The following is a 23,881-nucleotide window of genomic DNA, read 5'->3' as shown; positions in this document are numbered from 1 at the left end:
AACCCAGGCGCCGACCCGACGGCTACAGGCCGCGCAGGATCAGCGCGGTGGACAGGGCGGCCTCGACGGCCTCGGCACCCTTGTCCTCCTTCGAGCCCTCGAGGCCAGCGCGGTCGAGGGCCTGCTGCACGTCGTCGACCGTCAGCAGGCCAAAGCCCACGGGCACGGCGTGCTCGCGCGCGACGGCGGTGAGGCCGTCGGTGGCGGAGGCGCAGACGTACTCGAAGTGGGGGGTCTCGCCCTGGACGACCACGCCGAGCGCGGCGATCGCGTCGGCGCCCGCGCGGGCCAACTTCTCGGCGACCACGGTCAGCTCAAACGCGCCGGCCACGCGGGTGACGCGGTAGTCGGCTCCGGCCTCCTGGGCCGCGCGCACGGCGCCGGCCACGAGGCCGTCCATGACGTCGGTGTGCCACAGGCTCGCGACGATCTCGATCTTCAGGCCGCGGCCGTCGACCGTGAGTTCGGGTGCACCGTCTCCACTCATGCGTTGTCTCCTAGCAGGTGTCCCATGCGTTCGATCTTGGTCAGCAGGTACTGGGCGTTCTCGGGGTGCTCGCCGTAGTGGTGCGGCACCCGCTCCGTGACGGAGATGCCCGAGGCCTTCATCGCCTCGACCTTCGCGGGGTTGTTGGTCATGAGCCGGACCTCGGTGAGGCCCAACTGGTTCAGGATGGCCGCGGCGGCGCCGTATTCGCGCCGGTCAACCGGGAAGCCTAGTTCGGTGTTCGCGTCGACGGTGTCGCGGCCCTGATCCTGCAGCGCGTACGCCTGGATCTTCGCGACGATGCCGATGCCGCGGCCCTCGTGGCCGCGCAGGTACACCACGGCACCGCCCTCGGCGGCGACGCGCGCGATGGCCGCGTCCAGCTGGGGGCCGCAGTCGCAGCGCAATGAGCCGAAGGCGTCGCCCGTGAGGCACTCCGAGTGCACGCGCACCACCGGCGTCCCGCCCTCGGGCACCGGCGCGGTGAGTGCCACATGCTCCTCGCCCGTGCGGGCGTCGCGGTAGCCGTGAATGGTCACCACGCCGTGGCGGGTGGGCAGGCGCGCCTCACCGAGTGCGACCACGCGATGCGGGGCCGGCTCGACGGCGATGGGCTCGTCGCCCTGCGCACGTCGGTAGTCGATGAGCTCCTCGATGGTCATGAAGACGAGGCCCTCGCGTTCGGCGACCGCTGTCGCGTCGCCGTAGCGCATCATGGTGCCGTCGTCGTTGACCATCTCCGCGATGATGCCGACGGGCTCGAGTCCGGCCAGGCGGCACAGGTCGACGGCGGCCTCGGTGTGGCCGGGCCGATGCAGCACTCCCCCGGCGACGGCGCGCAGCGGCAGCACGTGGCCGGGACGGATGACGTCGTCGGGGCTCGCGTCGGGCTTGGCGAGCGCCTGGAGGGTGCGGTGGCGGTCCGCCGCAGAGATGCCTGTGGTGACACCGGACGCCGCGTCCACGGACACCGTGTACGCCGTGCGGCGCGGGTCCTGGCTGTTGGGAACCATGAGCGGCAGGTTCAGGGCATCGGCCTTCGGACCGGGCATGGGCGCGCACAGGTAGCCCGACGAATGGCGAATACCCCAGGCGATCCACTCGGTGGTGGAGGTCTGGGCGGCCATGATGAAGTCGGCCTCGTTCTCGCGCGCGTGCGAGTCCGCGACGAGGACGGGCTTGCCGTCGCGCAGGTCCTGCAGGGCGCGTTCGATGCGCGCGGTCACGTCGGCGTTCATGCCCGCTCCCCCAGCATCTTCTCGACGTACTTGCCGATCACGTCGACCTCGACGTTCGCGCGGTCGCCGATGGTCAGGTCGCCAAAGGTCGTCTCGACCAGGGTCGTGGGGATGAGCGACACGGTGACGTGTCGACCCTCCAGCTCGGCGACCGTCAGCGAAGTGCCGTTGAGCGCGATCGAGCCCTTACGCACCACATAGCGTTCGAGGTCGGCGGGGATCTCGAAGGTGAGGTCGGTCCACTCGGGCTGCTTGTCGACGGCGACGAGCGTGGCCGTGCCATCGACGTGGCCGAGCAGCATGTGGCCGCCGAGGCGGGCATCGGCCCTGAGGGCCCGCTCGATGTTGACGCGGTCGCCCACCGCGACGCCGGACAGCGCCGTGGTCTCGAGGGTGATGCGCATGACATCGGCCGTCCAGGCCTCGCCCTCGGACGCCGCGACCGTGAGGCAGACGCCGTTGACGGCGATGGACTCACCGTGCACGTAGTCGCCGTCAAGAGCGGACTGAATGGTGAGCTGAGCGGTCGAGCCATTCTCGACCACGGAGACCACCGTGCCGACGGTCTCGACGATGCCGGTGAACATCAGATTCCTCCAGAAAGATGCGCGGTGACCAGCGTGTCCGCGCCCAGGCGCGTCGCGGTCACATCCTCACCCCTCAACGCGTGGGCCATAGTGTCGATTCCCAGGTCCGCCACCACCGACGGACCCGATCCGAGCAGGGCGGGCGCGATGTAGGCATTGACCTCATCCACGAGTCCGGCGCGAAGAAAGGCGCTCAGCAGTGTAGGCCCTCCCTCCACGACGAGCGTGCGGACCTCGCGCTCCCACAGGGCCGCGAGGACCTCCTCGGGCTTGTGGGTGGCCATCCCCACGACGTTGTCGTCGCGCCACACCTTCGCGGACGAGGTGTCCCTCGAGCCGACCACCACCCGCAGGGGCTGGTGCCCGCCTTCGGTGCCGCCGGGCCGGGCCGACAGCGACGGGTCGTCGATCTCCACGGTCGCGGTGCCCACGGCGATCGCGTCGACGCAGCCGCGCACCTGGTGGGCGTGCTCACGAGCGGCCTCGCCGGTAATCCAGAAGCTGGTGCCGTCCGCGGCGGCCATGCGGCCGTCCAGGGTCGAGGCCCACTTGGCGATGACATACGGCCGCCCGCGCTCCATGGCGTAGCGCCAGCGAGCGGTGATGGCGAGCGCGCCGCCGTGCGAGTGGTGTTCGGCGTGAATGCCGCGCGAGTTGAGCGTGGCCGCCCCTCCCGCTGACGCGTCGCCGGGGTCGGCGACGGCGTAGTACACGCGGCCGATGCCGGCGTCGGTGAGCGCATCCGCACACGGTCCGGTTCGTCCCGTGTGATTGCACGGTTCGAGGGTGACGTGCGCGGTGGCGCCTGCAACGTTCGCGCCGCGCTCGCGGGCGTTCGCCAGCGCGGCGACCTCGGCGTGGGGGGTGCCGGCCCCCTTGTGCCAGCCCTGGCCGAGGACGCGCCCGGAGTCGTCCGTGATGACGCAGCCCACGCGCGGGTTGGGCCCGAACGCGGGGCCGTTGCCGGCGAGGACGACGGCGAGGTCCATGGCCTGCTCGGGTGTGAGGCCCGCGGGGTCCGTGGGCGGCGCCAGGAAGCCGGCGTCGAGGCCGGCGCTGTCCGGCCCGCCGACGTCAGTCATGCGCCACCGCCGCGGCGGCGAGGGAGCGCAGGGTGTCCACCTCGGCTGCGGGGTCCTCCGCCTTGTAGACGGCGGAGCCGGCCACGAAGATGTCGCCGCCCGCGCGCGCGACGGTCTCGATGGTGTCGCGCGCGATGCCGCCGTCGGTCTGGATCCACAGGTTCCTGCCGGCTTCGTTCGAGGCGTGGCGCAACGCCCGCACCTTATCCATCATGTCCGGCATGAACTCCTGGCCGCCAAAGCCGGGCTCGACGGTCATGACAAGCACCATGTCGAACTCGGCAAGGTCGTCCATGATCGCGTCCACCGGCGTGCCGGGCTTGAGCGCCACCGAGGCGCGTGCCCCGAGCTTCCGGAGGTCGCGCGCGATGGCCTTCGGGTCGTTCGCGGCCTCGTAGTGGAACGTCACCGACGTGGCGCCCGCCTCCGCGTACCGAGGAGCCCAGTGGTCGGGATTCTCGATCATGAGGTGCGCGTCGATGGGCATCGGCGAGACCTCGGCGATGCGTTCGAGCACCGGCAGGCCCAGCGTCAGGTTCGGCACGAAGTGGCCGTCCATGACGTCGACATGGAGCCAGTCGGCGGTGTCGACCTTGACGATCTCGCGCTCGAGATTCGCAAAGTCCGCGGACAGGATGGACGGGGCGATCTGCATACCCATACCCCGAGCGTAGCCGCTGGCAGCCGGCCTCACGCCCGGGTCAGCAGCTGGATGAACATCGCGTCGGTGCCGTGGGCGTGCGGCCACAGTTGCACGTGCGGTCCGTGACCCCATTCGGTGGGCTGTGTTCCGGTGGCCGATGCCACCGCGAGTCGCGTATCCAGCACCGCCAGTCCGCTATCGCGGACCACGTCGAGGGTTTCGGCGAGCACCGGTGAGCAGGTGACGTACGCAAGGACGCCGCCCTCGGCGAGGAGGCTGCCGGCGTGCGCGATGAGGGCGTGTTGCAGGTCCACCAGGTCGTCAAGGTCGTCGATGCTGCGCCGCCAGCGTGCCTCGGGCCGGCGTCGTAGCGCGCCGAGGCCCGTGCAGGGCGCGTCGAGAAGGATACGGTCGTAGGGCTCGGAGGGCTCCCACGTGCGGGCGTCGGCGCGGTGGACGGTGGCGACGCCCTCGGGGATGGCCTTGAGGGATCGGCGGACCAGCGCGGCGCGATGCTCGTGGAGTTCGAGTGCCTCGAGGCTCGCCATGCCCTCGGAGGCCGCGGCGGCGAGGAGCGCGGCCTTGCCGCCGGGTCCGGCGCACATGTCGAGCCAGCGTTCGCCGGGGTCGATCCTGGAGCCGACGCCGGCATCGGCCCGTCCCGGGATCGCGGCGTCCGCATGCACGAGCGCGAGGGCGGCGATCTGGCTGCCCTCGTCCTGCACCGCCGCGGTGCCCTCGCCGACGGCCTCGATGTCGCCGGGGGCGCCGCCGCTGAGGCTCACGCCCAGCGGCGAGTACACCGTGGCGGCGCCGTCGGCCTGCTCAAGCAAGGCGTCGCGGTCGATGAGGCCGGGCCGGGCCACGAGGGTCACCGAGGCCGGGGCGTTGTCGGCCTCGAGCAGTTGCGTGAGTTCGCCGGGACGCCCGTCGGCGGTCAGGGCGTGCTCGAGCTCGCCCACGACCCACGCGGGGTGTGAATGCCTGATGGCTTGGGACTCGCGGCTCGTCCCGGGGGCCACACGCGCGAGCCAGGTGTCGAGATCGCGCTCGGTGACGCGACGCATGACGGCGTTGGCGAGCCCCGCAGCGCGCCCGTTGACGGAGCGGACCAGGTCCACGGTCTCGGACACGGCCGCGTGCGCGGGTACGCGCATGGCGAGGGCCTGGTGGACGCCGAGGCGCAGGGCGACGACGAGGTCGATATCCAGGGTGTCGGTGCGGCGCTTGGCCGCGTCCGCGATGATCGCGTCGTACAGCCCGCGACCGCGCAGGGCGCCGTACGCCAGTTCGGTCGCGAAGCCCGCGTCACGCCCGCTCAGCCGGTGCTGCTTGAGGATGCCGGGCATGAGGAGGTTGGCGTAGCCGTCCTCGGTCTCGACGGCGTAGGTGACGTCGTAGGCCGCACGGCGTGCGGGGTCGATGCGCGCAGGACGCTGATCGCGTTCACCGCGTGGGGCGCCGCCGCCCTGGCGTCCGCCATCAGAGCGCCCTCCTGAAGAGGGCCGGCGGGAGCCACCCTGGGCATTGGCCGCCATCACGCCTCCCCGAGGATGGCGTTCTCGCCCAGGCGAGCGCCTCGCCACCAGTCGGCGGCGGCCATGGGCTTCTTGCCCGCGGGTGCGATGGTGCCGAGCGCCACGGGCGTCGAGCCGGTGGCGACTACCACGCGGCCCTCGTGCTCGAAGACGTGCCCTGGCGTGCCTGTGGGGCCGTCGGCGAGGGGGCTGACGGGGCCGAGCTTCGCGACGGAGCCGTCGGGCAGCGTGGTCCAGGCTCCGGGCGCGGGGGTGCAGCCGCGGATCTGGCGGTCGACGATGTGTGCGGGGCGCTCCCACGCGACGTAGGCGTCCTCGCGAGTGAGCTTCGCGGCGTGGCTGACGCCGTCCTCGGGCTGAGCCTGCGGGACAGCGGCGCCGCTCACGAGCGCCTCGATGGACTGCAGCAGGAACGGCGCGCCGGCCTGGGCGAGGCGGTCGAGCAGGTCGCCGGCCGTGTCCATCGCACGGATGCGTTCGGTCATGGTGCCGATGACGGGGCCGGTGTCCATGCCCTTGTCCAGCACGAACGTGGTGGCGCCGGTGATCTCGTCGCCGGCCATGAGGCTGCGCTGGACGGGGGCCGCGCCGCGCCATGCGGGCAGCACCGAGAAGTGCAGGTTGACCCAGCCGTGTGCGGTGGCGTCGAGCAGCGCCGGCCGGAGGATCTGGCCGTAGGCGACAACCGCGGCCGCGTCGGCCTCGAGGGCGGCCACCTGCGCGATGAACTCTGGGTCCTTCGCATCGGCGGGGTCGAGGACGGTCAGACCGTGCGCCCGCGCGGCCGCCTTGACGGGGCTCGGGTGGAGCGTCTTTCCCCGCTTGCCGCGAGCGTCGGGCTGGGTAATGACCGCGGCAATCTCGTGCTCGGAGGCGACGAGGGCCTCGAGCGCGGGCACGGCGACGTCGGGGGTTCCGGCGAAGATCAGGCGCATAGGTCCATCGTAGGTGGCGCCGACGAGCCTCCCTGCGGCGCTACAGATCCAGCGGCCCGTCTACCTTGAGCCGCAACTGCTCGCCGCCCTTGCCGCCGCCCGCTGACAGCCGCTGCTGGGTCGCGCGGAGCGAATCCACGACCGCCTGAGCGCGGCCGCGCGGCAGGAGCAGCGAGACGCCGTCGGGACGCGCGATCACGGTGGCGCCGTCCACACCGTCGCGCACGCCAGCCGCACCCACGGCACTGTCCACCGTCCACGGGTCCCCGCTGACGTGGACGTGACGGCGGTGGGGGGGGAAGCCAAGCGGTGCGCGTTCGGCGAACTCGTCGCGCGCGGCGTCGACGGGAGACCACGTCGACAGCGCCCGGCGGGTAAGGTCCGGCAGGTCGCCGACCACGGTCACCGCTCCCCCGTCGGCTCGGCGACGCACCAGGGCCGATGCTGTCAGCCACCACCGCACGGCCCTCAGCTCCGCGCCGAGCCCCGCATGCGCGGGCACCCCGGCGTCGACGATCACGAGGTGCGCGTAGCCACCGTCGACGGCGGGCAACGCGGCCGGGGTCGCCACGACGATGCCGTCCGTGACGCTGAGATCGGGCACCACGCCCGTCGCGGAGCTCGACACGGTGAGGGTGACATCAGGCGCCATGCGCGACAGTTGCTCCGCGATGCGTTCGATGCCCTGGCGCAGGTGCTTGAGCCGGTGCCCATGGCACTCGGGACAGTGCCAGTCGGGCTGGGGATGGCCGTTCTCCAGGCACACGGGATCCGCCCCCGCGCCGGGCAGCGTGAGCGGAGACTCGCATTGGCGGCACACGGCCCATGCGTCGCAGGCGGCGCAGGCGGCGGCGTGGACATAGCCCGCGCGGGGCACCATGACAGCGACCGGCCCGCTCTCCATAGCGTTGATCAGGGCTCGCCAGGCGCTGCCCGGCATCCAATGCCAGCCGCTGGGCCCGTCGGCGTCGCGCCGCTCGGAGGTCAGCACGTCGACGGCGGGGACGGCGTCGCGCACCGCGTCGCGCGCGGGGATCTCGGCCCGCGCCCAGCCGTGCTCCACCAGAGCGATCGCGTCGGCACTCAGGGCATAGCCACCGATCACGACCGCCGCGCCGCTGTCTGCCTTCTGACCGTCCGCCCGCATCGCCGCCACCGTGCGCGCGTGCAGGTACGGCGCGTGGAGTTCCTCGTACACCGTGTTGGCCTCGTCCCACAGCGCGAGGAACCCCAGCTGCGGGACCGGCTGCATCACCGCTGGCCTCGTGCCGACGACGAGGCGTGCATGGCCGCGCATCGCCGCGAGGTACGACCCGAACCGCTGCGTGGGCCCGTCGTCCGAGTCCAGCACCGCGACCTGGCCGCCCGCTCGGGCGGTCCACCGCGACAGCCCACGCCTCTCGCACTCGGCGAGGATGGCCTGGATGCCGCGGGCATCGGGCACCACCAGGATGGCCGATGCCGTCTCGCCGATGGCGCCGAGCGCCGCCTGAACGAGGGCGTGGGCTGGCACGGACGTGCGGGGCTCATTCTCGGGAAGGCCCTGCCAGAGCACCCGATGGCCTGGCCGCAGGGACAGCCCTCCCGATGCACCCTGGTCAAGCGCCGTCGCATACGCAGGATCGGCCTCGGGCGCGGGCCACTCCCGCTTCTCCACCGCGAGGACGCGAGGCGGTGCCATGAGCCGCAACACATCCCACGTCGAGCCGCCGTACCGGCGAGCGATGCGCTGGGCGAGCGTCAACGCATCGGCCGAAAACGACGGCACGAGCGAGGACGAGGTCACCGACGCGAGCCGCCCCTTGAAGTCGCTCTCCACGACGACGTCGGTCACGACGGCCGCGAGCACCTGGCCCGCCATCGGCACGCGCACGCGCGAGCCCACCGCGACGGTGTCGACGAGCTTGTCGGGGATCCGGTAGTCCAGCGGCTTGTCGAGATGCGGCAGCGGGCTATCGACGCGGACCCGCGCCACGGGCCCCGTCGCGGGCTCTGCTTCGGGGCCGGTTGGGGTGGCGCCGGCCGGTTCGGGGAGCGCGAACAGCGCGTCCTCTCCGGGCTCCGACTCACCCACGGCGTCCACTCCTGCCGATGATGCGCGCCTCCTACTGCGCGGCGCTGGCGAGCGCCGCGGCGCGGTCGGTGCGCTCCCAGGTGAAGTCGGGAAGCTCGCGGCCAAAGTGGCCATAGGCGGCCGTCGCGCGGTAGATGGGGCGGCGCAGGTCCAGGGCGTCGATGATCGCGGTGGGACGCAGGTCAAAGACCTCCTTGATGGCGGCCTCAATCCGGGCCGGGTCGACCGTCGCGGTGCCGAAGGTCTCGACGTACAGGCCCACGGGGTGAGCGGTGCCGATCGCGTAGGCGACCTGGACCTCGCAGCGCGTCGCGAGGCCCGCGGCGACCACGTTCTTCGCGACCCAACGCATTGCGTAGGCGGCCGAGCGGTCCACCTTCGACGGGTCCTTGCCGGAGAAGGCGCCGCCGCCGTGGCGGGCCATGCCGCCGTAGGTGTCGACGATGATCTTGCGGCCCGTCAGGCCGGCGTCACCCTTAGGGCCGCCGATCTCGAACCGACCCGTGGGGTTGATGAGGCTACGGTGACCCGTGGCGTCGAGCTCGTACGCCTCAAGGACGGGCGCGATGACGGCCTCCTCAAGCGTCGCGCGCAGCGCCCCGGTCTCCCACGACTCCTCATGCTGACTGGACAGGACGACGGTGTCGACGGTGCGGGCCGTCTCACCGTCGTAACCGATGGTGACCTGGGCCTTGCCGTCGGGTCGCAGTCCGGCGACGGCGCCGTCCTTGCGCACCTGAGCGAGGCGCTGGGTGAGGCGGTGCGCCATCGCGATCGGCAGCGGCATGAGCTCGGGCGTGTCCGTGCACGCGTACCCGAACATGAGGCCCTGGTCGCCCGCGCCGAGCTCGGAGCCGTCGGTGTCCGTCGCGGAGCCCACGCCCGCCCAGATGTCGGGGCTCTGCTCGCCGATGGACACGGATACGCCGCACGAGTCGCCGTCGAAGCCCACCTTGGAGGACGTGTAGCCGATGCCCGTGACGACGTCGCGAATGGTGCCGGGGATGTCGACGTATGCCTCCGTGGTGACCTCGCCGGCCACGTGCACCAGTCCGGTGGTCACCATCGTCTCGACCGCGACACGGGCGGCCGGGTCCTGCGCGAGCATCGCGTCGAGGATCGCGTCCGAGACCTGGTCGCACACCTTGTCGGGGTGGCCCTCGGTGACGGATTCGGAGGTGAACAGGCGGAGGTCTGACATGCGGGCCAGCCTAGCCGCCGGGCCCGACACCCGGGTGCGCGTGATGGCCCGCCGGGACCCATGACCCATTCCCCGTGCCGCGCGTTCCCACTAGGTTCGTCACCATGCGAGGAGGGACACGGGCGGACAAGGTCACGGGCACCGGGGGCGTCATCGCGCGCATCATCTCCGGCGGGCAGACCGGCGTCGACCGTGGCGCGCTCGATGCCGCCATCGCGGGCTGCGTGGTCCACGGCGGCTGGGTCCCCGCGGGCGGGATCGCCGAGGACAAGCCCTACGCGCCCGGCGTGCTGATCGACTACCCGGGCCTCAAGCCCACCATGTCCGACGACCCCGCCATCCGCACCCGGCTGAACGTGCGTGACGCCCACGCGACGCTCGTGATCGGCTCTCCCGAGGTCTCTCCCGGGTCCGCGCGTGCGATCGCAACGGCGGGCGAACTGCGCCGGCCCTGCCTCGTCAATCCCCCGACCCCCGAGGCAGCGTTTGCCGGCCTCAGTGAGGTGGGCCGCGAACTTATCGTCAACGTGGTCGGCCCGCGCGAGTCCGAGTGGCCCGGCGCCCAGCAGGTCGCCCAGCAGTACGTCGCTGCACTGCTGGAGCTCGACAAGGGCTGAGGGCCGCCGGGCACCAACGCGACCTGTGCCACGATCGTGGCCATGACCGACACCCCACGCATCCTCGCCAGCACCGGGGCGTCTCGCGGCATCGGCCGCGGGATCGCCCTGCGCGCAGCCTCCGAGGGCTGGGAGGTGGCGGTCGGCTACAGGTCCGACAAGACGGCGGCGGATGCCGTGGTCGCCGACATCGAGGCGCTCGACCGCCGTGCGTGGGCGTTTCCGGTGGATATCACCGATGCGGCGTCGCTCGACCGCTTCTTCGCCGGGGCCGCACAGTATGGCTCGCTGCGCGGCGTGGTCGCCAATGCGGGCGCCGCGACGGCCGTGGGGCCGCTCCTCGAGCAGGACCCGGCCGCGCTGGCGCGGGACGTCGAGGTCAATCTGACCGGCGCGGTGCTGACGTGCCGGGCCGCCCTTCCCCTTCTCGAGGCCGGCGCGAGCATCGTGCTCATCGGCTCCGCCGCCACCCAGCAGGGCTCGCCAGGCACCTATGTCCACTATGCGGCGGCGAAGGCGGGCGTCGGCATACTCGCCCAGGGCCTGGCTCGCGAACTCGGTCCCGCACGCATCCGTGTCGCGTGCGTCGAACCTGGCACGGTACGCACCGAGTTCCACGCCGACCCGGACCGCCCCGACAAGGTCGCCTCCGCGATCCCCTGGGGCCGCCCGGGCGAGCCGGACGAGGTCGCGGGCGCCGTCACCTGGCTGCTGTCGGACGACGCCGGCTATGCCACAGGCGCGGTGCTGCGCGTGGGCGGAGGGTTCTAGCGTTCCGGACCGAGCAGTCGGCCGATGCTGTCGAGGACCGCGTGGGCCACGGCGAGCTTCGTCCCGCTCGCCTGCGCCACCGTTTCCCCGGCTCCGTCGAGGATCACGACGGCGTTGTCGGGGGCTCCGAACCCCTTCGACTCCCCCACCTCGTTCACGACGAGCAGGTCGGCGCCCTTGCGCCGGGCCTTCGCGGCGCCGTGCTCAAGGACCGTGCCGGAGGCGTCGCCGGTCTCGGCCGCGAAGCCCACGACGACCTGCCCCTCACACTTTGACGCGGCGAGCCCTGCGAGGATGTCCTCGGTCTGGACAAGCTCGAGCGTCATGCCGGACTCGCCGTCCTTCTTGAGCTTGGTTGCCGCGACCTCGGCGACGCGGTAGTCGGCGACGGCCGCGGCCATGATGACGATGTCGGCGTCATCGGCCCGTGAACGGATGGCCGCGCCGAGCTCGGCGGCGGTCGCGACGTCGACACGGTCGATCCCCTCACCGAGAGGGAGATCCACATTGGCGGCGACGACGGTGACGACCGCGCCGCGCTCACGGGCGGCCTCGGCCAAGGCAAAGCCCTGGTGTCCCGAGGAACGGTTGCCCAGGTAGCGCACGGCGTCGATGGGCTCGCGCGTCCCGCCTGCGGAGATGAGGACGCTGACACCATCAAGGTCGCCCCAGGAGCCGTGGGTGGCGCGAGTGTCATTGTGTGCGCCAGGGGACAGAGCGCCAGAAGGGCCGGAGCCGACCATGGCGTACAGCGCCTCGACGATCACCTCGGGATCCGGCAGGCGGCCTGGTCCAGAATCGGGGCCCGTGAGGCGCCCGACGGCCGGCTCCAGCACGCTCACCCCGCGCGAGCGTAGCGTCGCGACGTTGGCGACCACCGAGGGGTCGTTCCACATTTCGGTGTGCATCGCGGGGCACACCAGCACGGGTGCCTCGGTCGCGAGCAGCGCATTGCCGAGCAGATCCGTCGCACGTCCGGCGGCCATCTGCGCGAGGAAGTCTGCGGTGGCGGGGGCGACCAGCACGGCATCGGCCCGCTGACCGAGCCGGACATGCTGCACCGACGGCACGTTCTCGAACGTGTCCGTCGGTGCGGGGTGTCCGGACAGCGCCTCCCAGGTGGCGCGTCCGACGAAGTTCAGCGATGCCGCTGTGGGTACGACGCGGACGTCGTGCCCACCCTCCTTGAGCAGCCTCAGCACCAGCGCAGCCTTGTAGGCCGCGATGCCGCCGGTGACGCCCAGGAGGACGCGCATCGAGGAGAGTCTTACTTCTCGGCGGAGTCGCCCAGCTCGAGCAGGCTGCCCTCGTTGATCTCGCGCAGCGCGACCGAGAGGGGTTTGTCGGTGGAGTCGGCCTCGACGAGCGGGCCCACGTTCTCGAAGTGGCCCTCGCCCAGCGCCTCGTAGTACGAGTTGATCTGGCGTGCGCGCTTCGAGCCGTAGATGACGAGGGCGTACTTGGAGTCGACCTTCTCGAGCAGCTCGTCGATGGGCGGGTTGGTGATGCCCTCGGGGTGTGCGACGGTTCCAGCCACGGTTACTTCCTTACGTTGATGCTGCGTTTCAAGTCCAGCGCACTAGTCTAGCGCGGGTCCCTCACGAGGGCTTCCAATTCGTCCACGGCGCGGTCAAGTTCGTCGTTGACGATGACGCGATCGAACTCGGAGACGGCCGCGAGTTCCTCGCGAGCGGTCTCGAGGCGACGCTCGCGCTCCTCGGACGTCTCGGTGCCGCGGCCCACCAGCCGGCGCACCAGCTCGTCCCACGACGGCGGTTCGACGAACACGAACAGCGCCTCCGGCATCGACTCCTTCACGAGCCGCGCGCCCTGGAGGTCGATCTCCAGCAGCGACGGGTCGCCCGCCTCAAGGTGCTGGAGGACGGGACCGCGAGGGGTGCCGTAGCGGTGCGTGCCGTGGACGGTCGCCCACTCGAGCAGCTCGCCGCCGTCGATCATGCGGTCAAAGTCGGCGGGCGTCACGAAGTGGTACTCGACCCCGTCGGTCTCCCCCGGTCGCGGGGCGCGGGTGGTCGCCGACACGGACAGCCACACATCAGGGTGGCGCGCCTTCAGCGCGCGCACCAGCGTGCCCTTGCCTACTGCAGTCGGACCCGCGAGGACAACGAGTCGACTCATCAACCCTCGCGCTCGACCAGCGCGGACACCTGATGGGCTCCGAGCCCTCGGATGCGACGTGCCTGCGAGATGCCGATTTCCTCCATGGCCGTCTCGGCACGCTTGGGCCCGATGCCGGGAAGGCACTGCAGGAGGTCACGCACACGGATGCCGGCGAGGGCATCGTCAGCTTTGGCGCGGTCGATGGCCTCCGCGAGGCTCATCTCGCCGCGTGCGAGCTCCTCCTTGAACACGCGGCGCGCGCTGCGCACCGCGGTCGCCTTCACCAGCGCCTGTGCGCGCTGCTCGTCCGTGAGTTCCGGTGTCGCCACTTTCCCACTTCCTTTTCTCGAAACGGGTCCGGCAGGAGGGTTACCCCTGCAGGGCCGCCTGTGCCGCGTCCGATGCCTCTCGCACCGCGGAACGCAACTTGTCCAGGGAGGGTCCCTCAGCGAGAACACCTCTCGACTGATTGACGAGTACGTTGCGCTTGGAGTTCCCGAATACCTGGGACAACTCCGCCGGCCCCGCTCCCTGAGCGCCTGCACCCGGCGCGAGGATCGGTCCATTCAGACCGTCGAGGCCGATGCCGAGATCCGACACCGCCGAGCCCACCGTCGCCCCCACCACGAGGCCGACGTCACCCATCGGTTCTGCACCATCGTTCAGGGCCGATGCCTGACGCACCATCGCCGCCGCGACGGCTTCGCCGTTCGCGCCGCGCGCGTGCTGGACCTCGGGACCCTCGGGGTTGGAGGTCAGCGCGAGCACGAAGATGCCCTTGCCGTGCTCCGCCGCGAGCGAAAGCGCCGGCTGCAGGGAGCCGAAGCCGAGGTACGGCGACACGGTCAGCGAGTCCGACTCGAGGGACGAGCCGGGACGCAGGAACGCGTCCGCGTAGCCGGCCATGGTCGAGCCGATGTCGCCGCGCTTGGCGTCCATCACCGTCAGCAACTCCGCCGAGCGGGCGTCGGCCAGCAGCCGCTCGAGGACGGCGATGCCCGCCGAACCGTGGCGCTCGTAGAACGCGATGTTCGGCTTGATCGCCGCAGCCTCCCCCGCCGCGGCCTTCACGACCGTGTCAGAAAAGGCCGCGAGGCCATCCGGGGTGTCGGGCAGGCCCCATTGGGTCAGCAGGGCCGTGTGGGGGTCGACGCCCACGCACAGCGGTCCGTGCCGCTCCATGGCGGCCGCCAGCCGCACTCCGAAACGCATCCGAGTCTCCTTGCCGGCGGCTAAGCCGCCCTCGTTACTGCCATGCTACCTGGGATGACGCTTTCTGCACGAGGACCGAACGTCCCGCACCACGACGGTTAAGCCGTGGCCTCCTGCAGGCTCAGCACCTCGAACGGGCCCTGACGGCGCGCCTCGATGGCCTGGACGGCCGCGGCGAGCTGCTGGGTGGTCGTGACAATGGCGGCGTCGTGGGCCGTGGCGGCCGCACGAATCTCGTAGCCGTCAGCACGCGCGCCCTGTCCCTCGGGGGTATTCACCACGAGCGGCACCTCGCCGGTCGAGATGAGGTCCACGATGGTGGGCTCCCCGTTCGGGCCCACGCCCTCGGAGTACTTGCGGACGATGGTCGTGGGGATCCCGTAGCGCGCCAGCACCTGAGCGGTGCCGGCCGTCGCGAGGATCTCGAAGCCCATCTGGTGCAGGCGTGCCACCGGGAAGGAGATCTCGCGCTTGTCGCGGTCGGCGACCGACACGAACGCCTTGCCCTCGGTGGGCAGCCCTCCGAACGCGGCGGCCTGCGACTTCGCGAACGCGAGCGGGAAGGTCGAGTCGAAGCCCATAACCTCGCCGGTCGAGCGCATCTCAGGGCCGAGCACCGAGTCCACGACGTTGCCCTCATGGGTGCGGAAGCGCTTGAACGGCAGCACGGCCTCCTTGACGGCGAGGCGCTGCGACATGTCGAGCTTCTCGGCGCCCTCGGCCGGCAGCACACCGTCGGCCTTTAGCTGAGCGATCGACGTGCCGGCCATGAGCAGCGACGCGGCCTTGGCCAACGGCACGCCGGTGGCCTTGGCGACGAACGGCACGGTGCGCGAGGCGCGCGGGTTGGCCTCGAGCACGTACAGGACGTCGGACACGAGCGCGTACTGGACGTTCATGAGGCCGCGCACGCCGATGCCCTTGGCCAGCGCCTCGGTCGCCTCGCGGATGCGGGTGAGCTCGGCCGAGGACAGCGTGACAGGGGGCAGCACACAGGCGGAGTCGCCCGAGTGGATGCCGGCCTCCTCGATGTGCTCCATGACGCCGCCGAGGAACAGCTCCTCGCCGTCGTACAGCGCATCCACGTCGATCTCGATCGCGTCGTCGAGGAAGCGGTCGATCAGCAGCGGGGCGTCCGTGGCGTGGTCGCCGATGGAGTCCATGCGGGTGCCGTAGTCCTCGAGCTGCGCCTTGTCGTAGACGATCTCCATGCCGCGGCCGCCGAGCACATACGAGGGACGCACCAGGACGGGGTAGCCGATGCGGCCCGCGATCTCGATGGCCTCGTCGATGCCGTGTGCGGTGCCGTAGTCGGGCGCGGGGACGCCGGCCTCGTCGAGGACGCGGCCGAAGGCCGCCCGGTCCTCGGCGTTGTCGATCGCCTCGGGTGAGGTGCCCAGGATCGGGACGCCGGCATCGGCCAACCGCTGTGCGAGCGACAGAGGCGTCTGGCCGCCCAGCTGCACGAACATGCCCTTGACCGGTCCCGCGGCCTTCTCGGCCTCGTAGACGGCCATGACGTCCTCGAACGTGAGGGGCTCGAAGTACAGACGGTTCGCCGTGTCGTAGTCGGTCGAGACGGTCTCGGGGTTGCAGTTGACCATGACGGTCTCGTACTGGTCCTTGAGGCTCAGGGCCGCGTGGACGCAGGAGTAGTCGAACTCGATTCCCTGGCCGATGCGGTTGGGGCCCGAGCCGAGGATGATGATCGCCTCGCGCTCGCGCGGGGCCACCTCGTTCTCGACGTCGTAGGAGCTGTAGTGGTACGGGGTGCGGGCCGCGAACTCGGCGGCGCAGGTGTCGACCGTCTTGTAGACGGGGGTCACGCCCAGCTCGCCGCGCAGGGCGTAGACGTCCTCCACCGTGAGGCCGCGCAGCTGCGCGATCTGGGTGTCGGCGAGGCCATGGCGCTTGGCCTCACGCAGCACGTCGGCGGTGAGCTCGGGGGCCGATGCCGTGGCGGCTGCCACTTCATTCATCAGCAGCATCTGGTCGAGGAACCAGGGGTCGATCTTGCACGCGTCGAAGACCTCCTCCATGGTCACCGTGCCGGCGAGGACGCCGCGCAGGAGCTGCTGCACCTGGATGAAGCGCTCGTCGGTGGGGATCGTGATCTTCTCGAGGAGCTCCTTGACGGCCGCGGCATCGGGTGCCTCGCCCTCCCAGTGGAAGTTGGCGGCGCGCTTGTCGATCGAGCGCAGCGCCTTGCCGAGGGCCTCGGTGAAGTTGCGGCCGATGGCCATGGCCTCGCCCACCGACTTCATGGTGGTGGTAAGGATCGGGTCGGCGGCGGGGAACTTCTCGAAGGCGAAACGGGGCACCTTGACCACGACGTAGTCGAGCGTGGGCTCGAAGGACGCGGGCGTGGAGCCGGTGATGTCGTTGGGGATTTCGTCGAGCGTGTAGCCGAGCGCCAGGCGGGCCGCGATCTTGGCGATCGGGAAGCCGGTGGCCTTCGACGCCAGCGCCGATGAGCGGGACACGCGAGGGTTCATCTCGATGACGATGAGGCGGCCGGTGTCGGGCTCCACGGCGAACTGGACGTTACAGCCGCCGGTGTCGACGCCGACCTCGCGGATGATCGCGATGCCGACGTCGCGCATGCGCTGGTATTCGCGGTCGGTCAGGGTCATGGCGGGGGCCACGGTGACGGAGTCGCCGGTGTGCACGCCCACGGGGTCGACGTTCTCGATGGAGCAGACCACCACGACGTTGTCGTTGCGGTCGCGCATGAGCTCGAGCTCGTACTCCTTCCACCCGAGGATGGACTCCTCGAGGAGCACCTCGGTGGTCGGCGAGTAGTGCAGGCCGGCGCCGGCGATGCGGCGCAGGTCCTCTTCGTTCCACGCGAAGCCGGAGCCCAGGCCGCCCATGGTGAACGAGGGGCGCACCACGACCGGGTAGTTCAGGTCTTCGGCGGCCGCCAGGCACTCGTCCATGGTGTGGCAGATGGCGGAGCGCGCCGAGTCGGCGCCGCAGCGCTCCACGACGCCCTTGAAGAGCTCGCGGTTCTCGCCGAGGTTGATGGCCTCGAGGTTGGCGCCGATGAGCTCGACGTCGTAACGGTCGAGAATGCCGGCCTCGGCCGCGGAGATGGCGGCGTTCAGCGCGGTCTGGCCGCCGAGGGTTGGCAGGAGGGCGTCGGGGCGCTCCTTGGCGATGATCGCCTCGATCACCTCGGTGGTGATGGGCTCCACGTAGGTCGCGTCGGCGAACTCGGGGTCCGTCATGATGGTGGCGGGGTTGGAGTTGAGCAGGATCACGCGCACGCCCTCGGACTTGAGGACGCGGCAGGCCTGGGTGCCGGAATAATCGAACTCGCAAGCCTGGCCGATGACGATCGGGCCGGACCCGATGACCAGCACGGAGTTGATGTCGTCGCGCTTGGGCATCAGGCGCGCACTCCCTTCATGACGTCCACGAAGCGGTCGAACAGGTATGCCGCATCGTGGGGGCCGGCAGCGGCCTCGGGGTGGTACTGGACGGAGAAGGCGGGAAGGTCTAGGCATTCAAGCCCCTCGACCACGTCGTCGTTGAGGCACACGTGGGAGACCTTGACGCGGCCGTAGCCTGCGGGGCTGTCGGTGTCGCCCTCGAGGGGCGCGTCGACGGCGAAGCCGTGGTTGTGCGCGGTGACCTCGACCTTGCCGGTGGTGCGGTCCATCACGGGCTGGTTGATGCCGCGGTGGCCGAATTGCAGCTTGTAGGTGCCGAAGCCGAGGGCCCGGCCCAGCAGCTGGTTGCCGAAGCAGATGCCGAAAAACGGGGTCTTGGTGTCGAGGATCTGCTTGAGGGTCGCGACGGAGCGCTCGGCGGCGGCGGGGTCGCCGGGGCCGTTCGAGTAGAAGACGCCGTCGGGCTGCGACTCGAGGATCTGCTCGGCGGTCCAGTCGGAGGGCACCACGGTGACGCGGATGCCGCGCTCGGCCATCATCTGCGGGGTCATCGCCTTGATGCCCAGGTCGACCGCGACCACGTTGGCGACGGTCTCGACGCCGGCCGGGGGCTCGACGACGTAGGCCTCGTCGGTCGACGCATCGTCGGCAAGGTGGGCGCCGGCCATGGACTCGCCGCCCTTGACGCGCTCCACCAGTTCCGCGGTGTCAACACGCGCCCCGCCTGGGGCGAGTGCCTCGCCGGAGAAGATGCCGGCGCGCATGACGCCCTCGCGCAGGATGCGCGTCAGCTGGCGGGTGTCGATGCCGGAGATGCCGACGATGCCCTGGTCACGCAGGTCGTCCTCGAGGTTGCGCTGGCTGCGCCAGTTCGAGGGCCTCCGTGCGGGGTCGCGCACCACGTACCCGGCTACCCAGATCTTGCGGCTCTCGTCGTCCTCGTCGTTGACGCCGGTGTTGCCGATGTGGGGCGCGGTCATCACGACGATCTGGCGGTGATACGACGGGTCGGTCAGGGTCTCCTGGTAGCCGGTCATGCCGGTGTTGAAAACGATCTCGCCCAGGGTCTGGCCGGTGGCGCCGTACGCCTTGCCCTCAAAGGTGCGGCCGTCCTCGAGGACGAGCAGCGCGGTCGTGTCTGTCACGCGGGGGCTCCTTCGGTCAGTGCGGTGAAACGGTCATCAAGATAGGTGGGCGTGCCGCGCAGGAAGGTGGCGACGGCGCGTCCGGGAAGCTCGATCCCGCCGAACGGCGAGTTGTTGCTGCGCGAGTCGGTGCCCGCGGGGTCCACCGTCCAGGCGGCGGCGGGGTCCACCAGCGTGATGTTGGCGGGTTCGCCGACGGCGAGGGGGCGGCCGTGGGCCTCGTCGCGGCCGATGCTGGCCGGGGTCTCCGACAGGATACGGGCCACGTCGCGCCAGGTGAGACGGCCGGTGTCGACCATGGTCTTCTGGACGATGCCGAGGGCGGTTTCGAGGCCGATCATGCCGAAGGCGGCTGCGCCCCACTCGCAGTCCTTGTCCTCGTCCGGGTGCGGCGCGTGGTCGGTCGCCACGATGTCGATGGTGCCGTCCTCGAGGCCGGCGCGCAGGGCGTCGACGTCCTCCTGGGTGCGCAGCGGCGGGTTGACCTTGAAGCGCGGGTCGTAGCCGCGGGCGGACTCGTCGGTCAGGAGCAGGTGGTGAGGCATGGCCTCGGCCGTGACCTGAATGCCGCGGGCCTTGGCCCAGCGGACGATGTCCACGGAGCCGGCGGTGGACAGGTGGCAGATATGGACGCGCGAGCCGACGTGCTCGGCAAGCAGCACGTCGCGGGCGATGATCGACTCCTCGGCGACGGCGGGCCAGCCTGCCAGTCCCAACTCGGCGGAGACGAGGCCCTCGTGCATCTGCGAGCCCTCGGTCAGGCGCGGCTCCTGGGCGTGCTGGGCGATGACGCCGTCGAAGGTCTTCACGTACTCGAGGGCGCGGCGCATGAGCAGCGGGTCGTGCACGCACTTGCCGTCGTCGCTGAAGACACGCACCTGGGCGCGCGAGTTGGCCATGGCGCCCATCTCGGACAGCTGGGTGCCGTTCAGGCCCACCGTGACCGCGCCCACGGGGTACACGTCGACCAGGCCCACCTCACGGCCGCGGCTCGCGACCAACTCGACCACGCCGGCGGTGTCCGCGGTGGGCGTGGTGTTGGCCATGGCGTGGACGGCGGTGAAGCCGCCGCGTGCGGCCGAACGGGAACCGGTCTCGATGGTCTCGGCGTCCTCGCGGCCGGGCTCACGCAGGTGCGTGTGGAGGTCGACCAGGCCCGGAAGGGCGACCAGACCGGAACCGTCCATGGTGCGGGCGTCGGCTGGAACATCGGCCGCCGTCAGGGAAGAGATCTGTCCGTCGACGATGACGATGTCGGACGGGGTGTCGCCGTAGAGCGAGACGTTGGTGATGACGATGGGGGCGCTCACGCGGAGGCCTCCTCTCCGGAAAGCAGCAGGTACAGGGCGGCCATGCGGACGGCGACGCCGTTGCTGACCTGTTCGACGATGACGGAGCGCGGCGAGTCGGCCGCCTCCGCGGAGATCTCCAGGCCGCGGTTCATGGGGCCGGGGTGCAGGATGATGGCGTGGCCGGGCATGCGGTCCATGCGGGCACGGTCGAGTCCGAAAAGGCGCGTGTACTCCTCGGGGCTGGGGAAGAACCCGGAGCCGCCGCCGGTCATGCGCTCGCGCTGGACGCGCAGCATCATGATGGCGTCGAGGTCGTGCGCCTCGAGGGCGTCGTCCAGCGTGAAGTGGACGGACACTCCCCCGTCGCGCTCAAGGCCGTAGGGCAGCAGGGTGGGCGGGGCGACCACGACGACCTTGGCGCCGAGGGTGCGCAGCAGGGCGATGTTGGAGCCGGCCACGCGCGAGTGCAGGACGTCGCCCACGATCGCGACGGTGAGGCCGTCGAGACCCTTGCCGTCGACGCTGTCGCCCACGTTGGCTGCCATCAGGTGGCGGCGCATCGTAAACGCGTCCAGCAGGGCCTGCGTGGGGTGCTGGTGGGTGCCGTCACCCGCGTTGAGGACGGACACGGAGCCGTGCAGCCAGCCGGACTCGGCCAGGCGCTGGGCGGCTCCGGAGGCCCAGTGGCGGACCACAACGGCATCGGCCCCCATGGCCTGCAGGGTGAGGGCAGTGTCCTTGAGGGACTCGCCCTTGGACAGGCTCGAACCCTTGGCGGAGAAGTTGATGACGTCGGCGCTCAGGCGCTTGGCCGCGGCCTCGAACGAGATGCGCGTGCGGGTGGAGTCCTCGAAGAAGAGGTTCACGACGGTGCGGCCGCGCAGGGTGGGCAACTTGCGGATCTCTCGTTCCTGCGTGGCGGCCATCTGGCCGGCGGTGTCGAGGATGAGGACGGCGTCCTCGCGCGAGAGGTTCTGGGTGCCGAGCAGGTGCTTCATGCGCGGCCTCCCGTCAGGATCACGGCGTCTTCGCCGTCGCCGGTTTCGGTTAGGTGCACGTCGACGCGCTCGGTGCGCGAGGTGGGGATGTTCTTGCCCACGAAGTCGGCGCGGATAGGCAGCTCGCGGTGACCGCGGTCTACGAGGACGGCGAGCTGGACCGCGGCGGGGCGGCCCTCGTCCTTGATGGCGTCGAGGGCGGCGCGAATGGTGCGGCCGGTGTGGAAGACGTCGTCCACCAAGACCACAACCTTGCCGTCGATGCCGGTGGCCGGCAGCGTGGTGGCGCCAAGGGTCCGCGTGGGCTGGTGACGTAGGTCGTCCCGATACATGGTGATGTCGAGGGAGCCGGTGCGCTCCTTGGCGTCGAACCCGGGCTCGACCTCGGCGATGTTCGCGGCGAGGCGATGGGCCAGCGGCACTCCCCTGGTCGGGATGCCGAGGAGGACGATGTCCTCGTGGCCTTCGTTGCGCTCGAGGATCTCGTGCGCGATGCGTGTGAGGGCGCGTCCGATATCAGACGCACCGAGAATGGTCCCAGTCATCCTGGCGACCTCCTTCCCCGCCTCTCTGGACGGTCCTTAAAGGATGTCGATGTTCGCTGGTTAGCGTACCCGGTCGGGCGGGGTGGCGCGGACCGAAGATCGGCCGCGCCGCGTCGCAACGCAACGAGGCAACCGGCGGCACACGTTGGTGTCCTTCACCTCGCCACCTCCGGTCACGGTGGGGCGTGGCTGAAGGTGGACGGATGGATCTTCACGCGTCGGGCTCGGAAGCGTGCTGTCACGTTGCGGTAGCGGGGTGGCCGGTCATGCTTTGCCGTCGAGTGCGCCCCGTTCCAGGCGACATCAGGCACGGCCTGGCGTAGCTCTTCGGGTTCCATGGGGGCCGACCTGATCGAGGGAGTTCCGGGCTTGGCACACGACAGGGTCTTATGACGCGGCGGCGAACCTCGTCGCGACGACTCTCCCGGTCGTGCCGATGACCGTCGCCGATGGTCGCCTACCTTGGTGGCCGCTACTGGAGTTTCAGTGAGAATCTCGGATGGCCCGGGCAGTTCCGTCGGCGTCGCAACGGCATCAAACAGGCCCCGGCCTCCCGGTTGAGGTGTTCGCGTGGGGTCGAGATGCTCCGGTGGGATGAACCACACCTCAGTCGAGGTGGTCTCGATGACCCAGCCGTCGCGGTGGACGTCGTGGTGGCAACGCACACAGAGCATGACTCCGTTGGCGATATCGGTCTTCCCGCCGAATTCGACGGGGACGACGTGGTGGGCGTCGCACCAGGCCGGCGGGGCACCGCACTTTGCGCAACCGCCGTCGCGGGCCAGCAGAGCAAGCTTCTGCTGTGGTGTGAAGCCGGGCCGCTCGTGACCGAAGTCGAGCGTGCACGAACCTCCTCCCAACACCTGTGGGATCAGCCCGGCGCGGGCGACAAAGCGCCGCAGTTCTCCGGCGTCCGGCGTCGTCGACAGCCCATCGATCGAGGCCTCATTCGCCATGCCCTTGGGCGTGTCCACGTCCATGCGCACGATGACCTTGACACCGGTCTGGGGAAGGATGTCGACGTCGCATCCGGCGAGATGGCGCGCGAAGTCGCCCATCGCGTCGGCCCGCACCTGCTCGGGCGTGCGCTCGTCAATGCTGACGACCTTCCCGGCCTTCCTGGCGTCCTCTGCCCTCTTGCGGAGCCGGAAATGCTGATTCACCATCGCATCCATGACCGTCACCAGCGGGGCACCATTTTCTGGGTCGAGCTGGCCGTTGATCCGGATCATGCCGTCGGCGTTCTCGCCGATGTGCAGGTAGCGCCGTTCACGACGCGATTGCGCGAGCTCTTCGATGTGCGCCGCGTCAAGCCGTGCCTCATAGCGGTTGATCAACTGGCGCAATCGCTGGGAGCGCATGTGTCGAGCCGAGAAGACCAAGTCCTTCTCGGCAGCCTCGAGTTCCGTGGGCTCACATCGGTCCGCCACGCGGCGCAGCATTCTCGTGATGGCGGTCGCGGCGTCGGTGCCCAGGTGGCCGGCATTGACGGCATCGGCCACATGCCCGAACACCGGCAACTCGGCTGGCGTTGGCGCTGGCGCGGCGTCGTGTCCGTCAGGTCGCGCCGCCGGCTCCTGCGGAGGCTTGCGCGCCCTTTCCGCATTGGCGAGCGTTTCGCCCAACTCGATGAGTCGGCGTGCCTCCGGGCCGGAAACACCGCCTTGCTTCTCAATCAGTTCCGTCGCGTCCTTGTGCCCCTGGCGGCGGGCCAGACCGAGGTCGCGTGCCTTCGCGCGAGAGCGCTCCGCTTCAGCCGCCGCGGCCACGGCCATCATCCGCTGACTGTCCTGGCAAACCGCGCCGATCGCCCACACGAGGTCAGACAACGCGACATCATCCATCGGGTCGATCATCGCGCTCGTAAGTGAGTCACCTCGCAGCAGCGCCTCGCACACGTGCTGGCGAATCTGTGCACGCCTCTGTTCGCGCTCCTGGGCTGCGCCGGGAGCGGCGATCGGGGCGGGCGTTGATGCCATGCTCACATCACACCAGAGGGG

General features: G+C 70.6%; 22 protein-coding genes. 2 read left to right on the top strand and 20 right to left on the bottom strand.

The window, feature by feature from the left end:
* Positions 1–22: 22 nt before the first annotated feature.
* From ribH to metK, 9 genes are read right to left on the bottom strand one after another with little or no spacing between them, the layout of a single operon-like run.
* Positions 23–487 carry a 6,7-dimethyl-8-ribityllumazine synthase gene (gene ribH / locus B7K24_RS07095; protein WP_084129550.1) on the bottom strand — a complete coding sequence of 155 codons (465 nt, stop codon included), beginning with the start codon at positions 485–487 and terminating at the stop codon, positions 23–25.
* The gene (ribA, locus tag B7K24_RS07090; RefSeq protein WP_084129548.1) at positions 484–1,725 is read right to left on the bottom strand and encodes a GTP cyclohydrolase II; all 1,242 of its coding nucleotides are present in this window, start codon (positions 1,723–1,725) and stop codon (positions 484–486) included. The genes ribH and ribA overlap by 4 nt, the downstream gene beginning before the upstream one ends.
* Positions 1,722–2,312, bottom strand: coding sequence for a riboflavin synthase (locus tag B7K24_RS07085; RefSeq protein WP_084129546.1), 591 nt, complete (start codon positions 2,310–2,312; stop codon positions 1,722–1,724). Before B7K24_RS07085 ends, ribA begins: the two co-directional genes overlap by 4 nt.
* A complete protein-coding gene (ribD, locus tag B7K24_RS07080; RefSeq protein WP_084129544.1) occupies positions 2,312–3,394 on the bottom strand; it encodes a bifunctional diaminohydroxyphosphoribosylaminopyrimidine deaminase/5-amino-6-(5-phosphoribosylamino)uracil reductase RibD in 1,083 nt (360 codons plus the stop codon). Before ribD ends, B7K24_RS07085 begins: the two co-directional genes overlap by 1 nt.
* Positions 3,387–4,055 (bottom strand): ribulose-phosphate 3-epimerase, encoded by a 669-nt coding sequence (rpe, locus tag B7K24_RS07075; RefSeq protein WP_084129543.1) that lies wholly within the window; start codon positions 4,053–4,055, stop codon positions 3,387–3,389. The genes ribD and rpe overlap by 8 nt, the downstream gene beginning before the upstream one ends.
* Before the next feature lie 29 nt (positions 4,056–4,084).
* Entirely contained in the window at positions 4,085–5,575 is a 1,491-nt protein-coding gene (locus tag B7K24_RS07070) for an RsmB/NOP family class I SAM-dependent RNA methyltransferase (RefSeq protein ID WP_084129541.1), read from the bottom strand.
* Positions 5,575–6,510, bottom strand: coding sequence for a methionyl-tRNA formyltransferase (fmt, locus tag B7K24_RS07065; protein WP_084129540.1), 936 nt, complete (start codon positions 6,508–6,510; stop codon positions 5,575–5,577). Before fmt ends, B7K24_RS07070 begins: the two co-directional genes overlap by 1 nt.
* A 40-nt stretch (positions 6,511–6,550) precedes the next feature.
* Positions 6,551–8,584 (bottom strand): hypothetical protein, encoded by a 2,034-nt coding sequence (locus B7K24_RS07060; RefSeq protein ID WP_144268195.1) that lies wholly within the window; start codon positions 8,582–8,584, stop codon positions 6,551–6,553.
* A 31-nt stretch (positions 8,585–8,615) separates the two neighbouring features.
* On the bottom strand, positions 8,616–9,785 hold the full coding sequence (gene metK / locus B7K24_RS07055) for a methionine adenosyltransferase (RefSeq protein WP_084129538.1): 1,170 nt from the start codon (positions 9,783–9,785) through the stop codon (positions 8,616–8,618).
* A gap of 104 nt (positions 9,786–9,889) precedes the next feature.
* On the opposite strand from metK, the gene B7K24_RS07050 reads away from it, so the two are divergent.
* A complete protein-coding gene (locus B7K24_RS07050; RefSeq protein WP_084129536.1) occupies positions 9,890–10,402 on the top strand; it encodes a YpsA SLOG family protein in 513 nt (170 codons plus the stop codon).
* 42 nt (positions 10,403–10,444) lie between these two features.
* A complete protein-coding gene (locus tag B7K24_RS07045; RefSeq protein ID WP_084129534.1) occupies positions 10,445–11,173 on the top strand; it encodes an SDR family NAD(P)-dependent oxidoreductase in 729 nt (242 codons plus the stop codon).
* Here B7K24_RS07045 and B7K24_RS07040 read toward each other — a convergent pair.
* The 11 genes from B7K24_RS07040 to B7K24_RS06990 all read right to left on the bottom strand — a co-directional run.
* Positions 11,170–12,429: a phosphopantothenate--cysteine ligase family flavoprotein gene (locus tag B7K24_RS07040; RefSeq protein ID WP_084129532.1), complete on the bottom strand. Its 1,260-nt coding sequence runs from the start codon at positions 12,427–12,429 to the stop codon at positions 11,170–11,172. The two genes, B7K24_RS07045 and B7K24_RS07040, sit on opposite strands and share 4 nt — an antisense overlap.
* Positions 12,430–12,440: 11 nt before the next feature.
* Complete coding sequence (gene rpoZ, locus B7K24_RS07035) at positions 12,441–12,710, bottom strand: DNA-directed RNA polymerase subunit omega (RefSeq protein ID WP_084129530.1); 270 nt, start codon at positions 12,708–12,710, stop codon at positions 12,441–12,443.
* A 47-nt stretch (positions 12,711–12,757) separates the two neighbouring features.
* Complete coding sequence (gene gmk / locus B7K24_RS07030) at positions 12,758–13,312, bottom strand: guanylate kinase (RefSeq protein ID WP_084129528.1); 555 nt, start codon at positions 13,310–13,312, stop codon at positions 12,758–12,760.
* The gene (gene mihF / locus B7K24_RS07025) at positions 13,312–13,623 is read right to left on the bottom strand and encodes an integration host factor, actinobacterial type (RefSeq protein ID WP_084129526.1); all 312 of its coding nucleotides are present in this window, start codon (positions 13,621–13,623) and stop codon (positions 13,312–13,314) included. Before mihF ends, gmk begins: the two co-directional genes overlap by 1 nt.
* A gap of 40 nt (positions 13,624–13,663) precedes the next feature.
* Positions 13,664–14,506, bottom strand: a complete 843-nt coding sequence (gene pyrF, locus B7K24_RS07020) for an orotidine-5'-phosphate decarboxylase (RefSeq protein WP_084129524.1) — start codon at positions 14,504–14,506, stop codon at positions 13,664–13,666.
* Between the two features lie 98 nt (positions 14,507–14,604).
* The gene (gene carB, locus B7K24_RS07015) at positions 14,605–17,898 is read right to left on the bottom strand and encodes a carbamoyl-phosphate synthase large subunit (protein ID WP_084129523.1); all 3,294 of its coding nucleotides are present in this window, start codon (positions 17,896–17,898) and stop codon (positions 14,605–14,607) included.
* Entirely contained in the window at positions 17,898–19,046 is a 1,149-nt protein-coding gene (gene carA / locus B7K24_RS07010) for a glutamine-hydrolyzing carbamoyl-phosphate synthase small subunit (protein ID WP_234986614.1), read from the bottom strand. Before carA ends, carB begins: the two co-directional genes overlap by 1 nt.
* Entirely contained in the window at positions 19,043–20,356 is a 1,314-nt protein-coding gene (locus B7K24_RS07005; protein WP_084129521.1) for a dihydroorotase, read from the bottom strand. Before B7K24_RS07005 ends, carA begins: the two co-directional genes overlap by 4 nt.
* On the bottom strand, positions 20,353–21,336 hold the full coding sequence (locus B7K24_RS07000; RefSeq protein WP_084129519.1) for an aspartate carbamoyltransferase catalytic subunit: 984 nt from the start codon (positions 21,334–21,336) through the stop codon (positions 20,353–20,355). Before B7K24_RS07000 ends, B7K24_RS07005 begins: the two co-directional genes overlap by 4 nt.
* A complete protein-coding gene (gene pyrR, locus B7K24_RS06995; RefSeq protein WP_084129518.1) occupies positions 21,333–21,881 on the bottom strand; it encodes a bifunctional pyr operon transcriptional regulator/uracil phosphoribosyltransferase PyrR in 549 nt (182 codons plus the stop codon). The genes B7K24_RS07000 and pyrR overlap by 4 nt, the downstream gene beginning before the upstream one ends.
* Before the next feature lie 173 nt (positions 21,882–22,054).
* Positions 22,055–23,881: HNH endonuclease signature motif containing protein (locus B7K24_RS06990; protein ID WP_234986613.1), on the bottom strand; the 1,827-nt coding region annotated here is incomplete at its 5' end.

This window comes from Demequina sp. NBRC 110055, assembly GCF_002090135.1.
Classification (GTDB): Bacteria; Actinomycetota; Actinomycetes; order Actinomycetales; family Demequinaceae; genus Demequina.
This window is presented reverse-complemented; position numbering and strand designations above follow the sequence as displayed.